At 36.2% G+C, this 1,141-nt stretch carries 2 protein-coding genes; both read right to left on the bottom strand.

Annotation, left to right across the window (positions count from 1 at the left end):
• The coding region (locus G468_RS23300; protein WP_338078191.1) for an HP1 family phage holin at positions 1-161 on the bottom strand (161 nt) is incomplete at its 3' end.
• A gap of 130 nt (positions 162-291) precedes the next feature.
• Positions 292-996 (bottom strand): trypsin-like serine peptidase, encoded by a 705-nt coding sequence (locus tag G468_RS0118405; RefSeq protein WP_026824199.1) that lies wholly within the window; start codon positions 994-996, stop codon positions 292-294.
• Positions 997-1,141 lie beyond the last annotated feature (145 nt).

Raw genomic sequence — 1,141 nt, 5'->3', positions numbered from 1 at the left:
TAGTACACGTTGATTAAAAATGTCCCTATCGTGCAGCCGATACCCATCACCGCAACCCACTGGTCAAGGGTTAAAAAATCAAAAATCGTTGTTATGACTCCACCGATGGTGGTCATGATGCCCCACAGATAGGCAGCCGGTGTTGAGTATTTTTCAGACATACGCATATACCCTACCATTGAGGGTTCCATTGCTTTAGTTGTATTGAATTAACGGGAGGCTTATCGCCTTGTATCTTGTTTTGATGCTTGATTTGTCAGTTTTATGATCGAGGAAATTGTTCTATGTATTTTAATCCATCATTCTTTTTATTTTTTTCCAAATGGGTTTAATATTTATTCCACGATTTCGATCATTTAAATGCGAACTATTAATAGCGACTACTTTATTCGTAGAAGCAGATATAATTGGGGATCCCGATGAGCCAGGACCTGTATCTGCGGTATAATATACAATCGGCTTACCTTTCTTAAATGCTTCTATAGTTGCTGGAATTTTATTATCGTCAATCATTGTATAAATTGAAACCACTTTTGGACAGCAAGGATAATTTTTATAATTATTAGGAAACTGGGGTATATATATTTCTTGACCTATTTTTGCCCCTACTGGATCAATATCCAAATGTCCAAATTTATCTATTTTGCCTGTTTTGAACGCTTTAGAGTCAAGCGTAAATAAAGCAAAATCGAGCTTACGGTCATGAATTAATAACTTTTCCCCTTTGATTGAAACTTTTTCATTGTCTTCGTTATTTTTTGCATAATAAAAATTTATCTTAGCCTGATTCAATTCTTGACCTTCTACAACATGAAAATTTGTGAGCATCAAGTTTTTAGAACTCACTCTCCACGCTGTACCCGCTCGCCCTCCAGGAAATTGGATCAAGGCGACAGCCAACGATTTTTTATATTTTTCTGGATCAAGTTCCATTAATTCATTGACAGGTATTCTATCGTCTGTTCCTATCACCGTTTTAGTAACTAAATTTTCCATATTTTAACCTTATTTTTACCAACTAAACTGGAAGCCAACCGCCTTACCCGTTTTGATGATTGTTTTTGTGAGTATTGCGGTGGCTTATTTTTAATGCTTATTCAGGTTTTTTTGCAGGTAACACCGCCCAGTAAGCGTAATCACC

The sequence above is a fragment of the Arsenophonus nasoniae DSM 15247 genome (assembly GCF_000429565.1).
Classification (GTDB): Bacteria; Pseudomonadota; Gammaproteobacteria; order Enterobacterales; family Enterobacteriaceae; genus Arsenophonus; species Arsenophonus nasoniae.
Note: the sequence above shows the minus strand (reverse complement) of the source record. Positions and strands in the feature narration are given on the sequence as shown.

Bases quoted from the DNA above. Each gene is read 5' to 3' on its own strand.
- G468_RS0118405 (WP_026824199.1), bottom strand. From the start codon at position 996: ATGGAAAATTTAGTTACTAAAACGGTGATAGGAACAGACGATAGAATA.